A 4,828-nucleotide genomic window follows, 5' to 3' on the forward strand; every position below is an offset into this window, starting at 1 on the left:
GCGTTGCCAATCCACTAAGTTGCGTGCGTGCTCCAGACAGCCGCCTCAGCGAGGAAGCAGGCATTCCAGCTCGCGCAGGCGATGCTCCAGCGCCTCGATTCTTTCCAGGTAGGTGAGGGCAAGGGCCATGCCGGGTGGGTTGAGCCCAAACGTATTGCGCAGGTTTGCAGCACGGCGCGCCTGGTGAATCGTGCAGGAATGGAAGCTCCAGCCCGATGCACTCACGCTGGTTTCAAACACACCGAACTGCACCAACTCCATCACTTCCCCATGCTCCAGGCCTGAGGCCGCCAGCAACTCCTCCAGCTCGACGCGGCTTTCGCTCTCCACCGGAATAAGCAGGTCATCAGCCATGGGTCGTTGCTCCAGGGAATGAGGTGCGCGGGTTGAAAGAGCTGGCAGCAGCCAGCTCACGATAGAGCTCCCGTTCGCGCTCGTCGATCTGCTTCGGCATCACGATCTGCAGCACGCAATAGAGATCGCCATCCCCCTCCTTGCGCTTCGGCAGCCCCTTGCCCGCCAGGCGCAGTTTCAGGCCCGTCTGAGCGCCCTCCTTCACCGTGACCCGCACGTGGCCATCGAGGGTGGGAACCACGATCTCTCCACCCAGGGCCGCTTCCCATGGGGTCACCGGCAGCTCGAGGTAGAGGTCGTGCCCGACTGCGCGAAACAGGGGATGGGGCTGGAGGTGGATGTCGAGGTAGACGTCTCCGGCCGGTCCGCCGCCACTGCCTGCCAGACCCCGCCCCGGAATCCGCAATCGCTCGCCATCGGTCACTCCCTTCGGCACGCGAATGTGCACTGTGGTTGATCCACGCTCCACGGTCCCGTCAGGGCGCAGGTGCGGCTCCTGACGCTCCAGGGTCACCTGGGTGCCGTGGCACACCTCCTCGAGGCTGAGGTTGGCCACAGCCTCCACATCCTGGCCGCGGATCGGGAAGCCAGGCCCACCTTGGTGCCGCCGCTGCGCCGAACGGAAGCCCATCTGCTCGAACAGATCGGCAAGATCGACCTCCTCACCGGCCTGGCCCTGCCAGAAACGGGCATCCCAGTCTGGTGATGGTCGGAAGTCGTCACCGGGGAGATGGCGACCCAGTTCGTCGTAAGCCCGGCGCTTTTCCGGATCAGACAGAGTCTGGTTAGCCTCACTGATCTCTTTGAACCGCTCTTCTGCTCCCTCTTCCTTCGAAATGTCCGGGTGGTATTTGCGGGCCAGTCGGCGGTAAGCCTGTTTGATCTCGTCCTCGCTGGCGCCACGCTCAACGCCGAGAATCTGATAATAATCTTTAAATTTCATTGGGACTCACTCCTGATCAATGCCGGAAGACAAGTTCGTCGCTCGCTGATGGCAGAGGTGTCTCAGCCGTGGCCAGCCAGTCAAGATTCCGTTGCACGTCTGTCAGCAACTGGTCGGCCATGTCGTGATTGAAGCCGGCTCGAATCACAAAGCGCAGCACGGCACGATCCTGCAGGTTGGCCGGAAGTGTGTAAGCCGGTACCTGCCATCCGCGAGAGCGCATCATTCTTGAAAGATGAAACACCGTCCAGTTCTTGATACTGGGATCACACTCCACCGCGAACACGGGCAATTGGCCGCGTGGATGGCTCACCAATCTCAGGGGTTCCATCGCGGCCAGGCCATCCGCCAGGTGGCAGGCAATCGCCTCGAGAGAGGCCATGCGCTGGCAATACCCCTGTCGCCCCAGGTGCAGGAAGTTGAAATACTGACCCACAACCTGGGCGCCTGAGCGTGAGAAATTGAGTCCGATCGTCGGCATCTCACCACCGAGGTAATTGACATTGAAGCGCAGCTCTTCCGGCAGATGCTCGCCACTGCGCCACAGCACCCAGCCCACCCCGGGTAGCACACCGCCATACTTGTGGCCGCTGGAACTGATCGAAACCACCCGTGACAGCCTGAAGTCCCAAGCCCAATCCGGTGAATTGAACGGAGCCACAAAACCACCGGAGGCCGCATCCACATGGATCGGAATGTCAAGACCGTGGCGCTGGTGCAGGTCATCGAGAGCGGTCTGCAGGGTATCGATGGGTTCATAACTGCCATCGAAGGTGCTGCCCACGATGCCCACCACACCGATCGTGTTCTCGTCGCATTGCTTCAGGGCTTCCTCGGGCGTGAGGTGCAGCCGGTTCTGCTCCAATGGCACCAGCCGCGGTTCCACATCGAAATAGGTGCAGAACTTGTCCCAGCAGACCTGGGTGTTGATCCCCATCACAAGATTGGGGCGTGAGGCGTCCAGACCAGCTGCCCGGCGACGCTCCCGCCAGCGCCACTTCAGGGCCAGTCCACCCAGCATGCAGCCTTCACTGGAGCCTGTGGTGGAGGTGCCAATCGCTTGAGCAGGATCGGGCGCATGCCAGAGATCGGCCAGAATCCGCAGACATCGCTCCTCCAATTCAGCCGTCTGTGGATATTCGTCTTTATCGATCATGTTCTTGTCGGCGCATTCCTCCATCAGGCGCCGAGCCTCGGGCTCCATCCAGGTGCCCACAAAGGTGGCCAGATTCAGCCGTGCATTGCCATCCAGCATCAGATGGTCGTGCACCAACTGGTAGGTCAGGTCTGCCGGCAGGCCTTCCTCGCTCAGTCGGTCGCGGGGCACCTCAGCAGACGGCTTCTGATGACGGAGGCGGCTGCCAAGCTGGGACGTGAGATCCAGCTGAGACGAATGCTTGCGCTGGGTCACTGGAGATTGCCTGCAGGGTTCTCTCAGTATTTAAGTCGGAAGGCATCACCCCAACGCATTAGCCCATGCTTCCTCACCATCGCCTGCTCAGCTACACTCTGACCCAGCCGCCAGCGGCCGGTGAGGGCATCAGGCTCGGCCTCTGGCAGGGCACCGGGTCGGCAGCCACGGCCGATGCGGTGGAAGAGAACCTCCAGCGACTGGAGCAGGTCTGTGCCCATGCCGCCAAACTTGGGGTGCAACTGCTGGCCTTCCCGGAGCTCTACCTGAGCGGGTACATCGTGACGCCGGATCTGGCCCGGCAGCTGGCGGAGCCTGTGGATGGCGCCAGCCTCCAGAGGGTGGCGGCAGCCGCCCGTCTCAACGGGCTGGCGGTGGCCTGCCCCTATCCGGAACGGGCTGTGGTGGCCGGGGAGGAACGATTTTACGACGCCATTGCCTTGTTCAATGGCAACGGGCATCTGTTGCGCAATTATCGAAAAACCCATCTCTGGGGACCGGATGAAAAGCGGTGCTGGCATGCGGGATACCTGCATCCAGATGAGGGCCCTGCCTTCTCGGTCCACCCTGTGAACGGAATCTCCGTGGGCTTGCTCAACTGCTACGAAGCCGAATTTCCCGAGCTCTCCCGGCGACTGGCACTGGAGGGAGCGCAGCTGATCCTGATTCCGACAGCCGCCGACACCTGGGCCGAGCTGAGCACCGGCCAGCGCACAACCCTGCCCTACCCCGATGTCTCCCGAACCCTGCTGCCCGCCCACGCCTTTCAGAATCGTTGCTTCGTGGCTTACGCCAACCGCTGCGGTGAGGAAAGTGTCAATGGCCAGGTGAAGGCGGCGTACCTGGGCAACAGCATCATCTGCGGTCCCCACGGCGATGTACTCGTGGCTGCCCGAGCCGAACCTACCCTCTTGATTGCAGACTGCATGCCAAGTGAGTACGGCCCGACCCATCCGGAAAACACCAACTACCATCAGGATCGGCGCGCAGATCTATATTAGCGGTGCCGCAAAGGCCTACCGCCTCACACCCCCGGCGCCGAGCCCAGAAAAACGCAGCGGAGCGGGCGCTGCGCCAATCAGCATCCGACTGTCCCGCGATGAGGAACGATTCGGAAGCTGATTGGGGAGAGAGGCTGTCCCGGCGCCTGAACAAGTACAGATAAAGGACTTGTTATGACAATGACGACACGAAGCACATCAACAACGAGTGTGTCGATGTGAACACCGTGGCATCGACGCCGATAGTTGCATGGTCATGCAAGAGAACAACTCAGCATCAGCATGTGCGCACCAGGGTAAATATTATACAGGCAAGTGCTGATCAGTTGTTGAAGCTTGGATCCCGCCCATGTTGCCAAGCGTGTTAAAATTACGCAGGGAAGCAAGATGATGGCAGATCATTTCATAAACACCAGTGCGGACAAGGTCAAGTAGTACATCTGAGGAAAGGGTCAACACCCTGGAGCGCTCGACGGTGTAGAAGCCATTCATGGCCTTCGTCTGCCCATTGGGAAGCTTGGCTTCGGCTTCCTTTGGTTCAAGGAGATTGAGCTCTTTGAGTCGCTTGCAGATGACCTTTGTGCGCTGGTACTCAGCCTGGAACTGACTCAGAAAGCGGAGAATGCCGTCAGTATAATCGCTGGCCTTCCCGTCATCTCCGATCAAAGCAATGCCTTCGTGATTCTGGTTGAAGCCGGGATAGCTTTCATCGATACACAAATATGCCTTGTCTTGGTCGCCAGCTTGCGACAGGACAAAAGGATACCGACGAATGAAGGCGGGAACATACTTTCCTTCCCAGTGACCATCGGGAGAAAGGTATAGATTTTCAGACTGCTGAAGACCAAGAAGAATAACTGGCATGACATCATCGTCTGTCCCAACGAAGACAATTGGATAGTCGCCAGCTGCATTGAGAAATTCAATGGCCATCAAGGGCACGGCATTGGTAGTTTTGGCGAAGGAGTAGTCCTTGACGGGGACAATATGCCAATCCTTGTGGCGCTCGGCTGAAAGGGCGCTGACATCGTTATAGAAGAGAAGCTGGGTTGCCATGGGCCAGTTGGTGGTTGGTTAGGAGTAAGAAGACTAAGCTATTGAAGTTGTGGCTCAATCGTT

5 protein-coding genes are annotated in these 4,828 nt (G+C 59.5%); 1 reads left to right on the forward strand and 4 read right to left on the reverse strand.

Features of this window, described 5'->3' with window-relative positions; all coding sequences use genetic code 11:
• Positions 1-45: 45 nt before the first annotated feature.
• The 3 genes from KQ310_RS14410 to KQ310_RS14420 are packed head-to-tail and all read right to left on the reverse strand — an operon-like array spanning position 46 to position 2,624.
• On the reverse strand, positions 46-354 hold the full coding sequence (locus tag KQ310_RS14410; protein ID WP_259722412.1) for a chaperone modulator CbpM: 309 nt from the start codon (positions 352-354) through the stop codon (positions 46-48).
• Positions 347-1,297: a DnaJ C-terminal domain-containing protein gene (locus tag KQ310_RS14415; protein WP_259722413.1), complete on the reverse strand. Its 951-nt coding sequence runs from the start codon at positions 1,295-1,297 to the stop codon at positions 347-349. The genes KQ310_RS14410 and KQ310_RS14415 overlap by 8 nt, the downstream gene beginning before the upstream one ends.
• Before the next feature lie 16 nt (positions 1,298-1,313).
• On the reverse strand, positions 1,314-2,624 hold the full coding sequence (locus KQ310_RS14420; RefSeq protein WP_259722414.1) for a glutamate decarboxylase: 1,311 nt from the start codon (positions 2,622-2,624) through the stop codon (positions 1,314-1,316).
• Positions 2,625-2,773: 149 nt separating this feature from the next.
• Between KQ310_RS14420 and KQ310_RS14425 the strand changes: the two genes are divergently transcribed.
• Positions 2,774-3,709 (forward strand): carbon-nitrogen hydrolase family protein, encoded by a 936-nt coding sequence (locus KQ310_RS14425; RefSeq protein WP_259722415.1) that lies wholly within the window; start codon positions 2,774-2,776, stop codon positions 3,707-3,709.
• 303 nt (positions 3,710-4,012) lie between these two features.
• Here the strand turns inward: KQ310_RS14425 and KQ310_RS14430 are convergent, their stop codons facing one another.
• Complete coding sequence (locus tag KQ310_RS14430; protein WP_259722416.1) at positions 4,013-4,765, reverse strand: SapC family protein; 753 nt, start codon at positions 4,763-4,765, stop codon at positions 4,013-4,015.
• Positions 4,766-4,828 lie beyond the last annotated feature (63 nt).

The organism is Synechococcus sp. CS-1328 (assembly GCF_025128095.1).
Lineage (GTDB): Bacteria > Cyanobacteriota > Cyanobacteriia > PCC-6307 > Cyanobiaceae > CBW1002.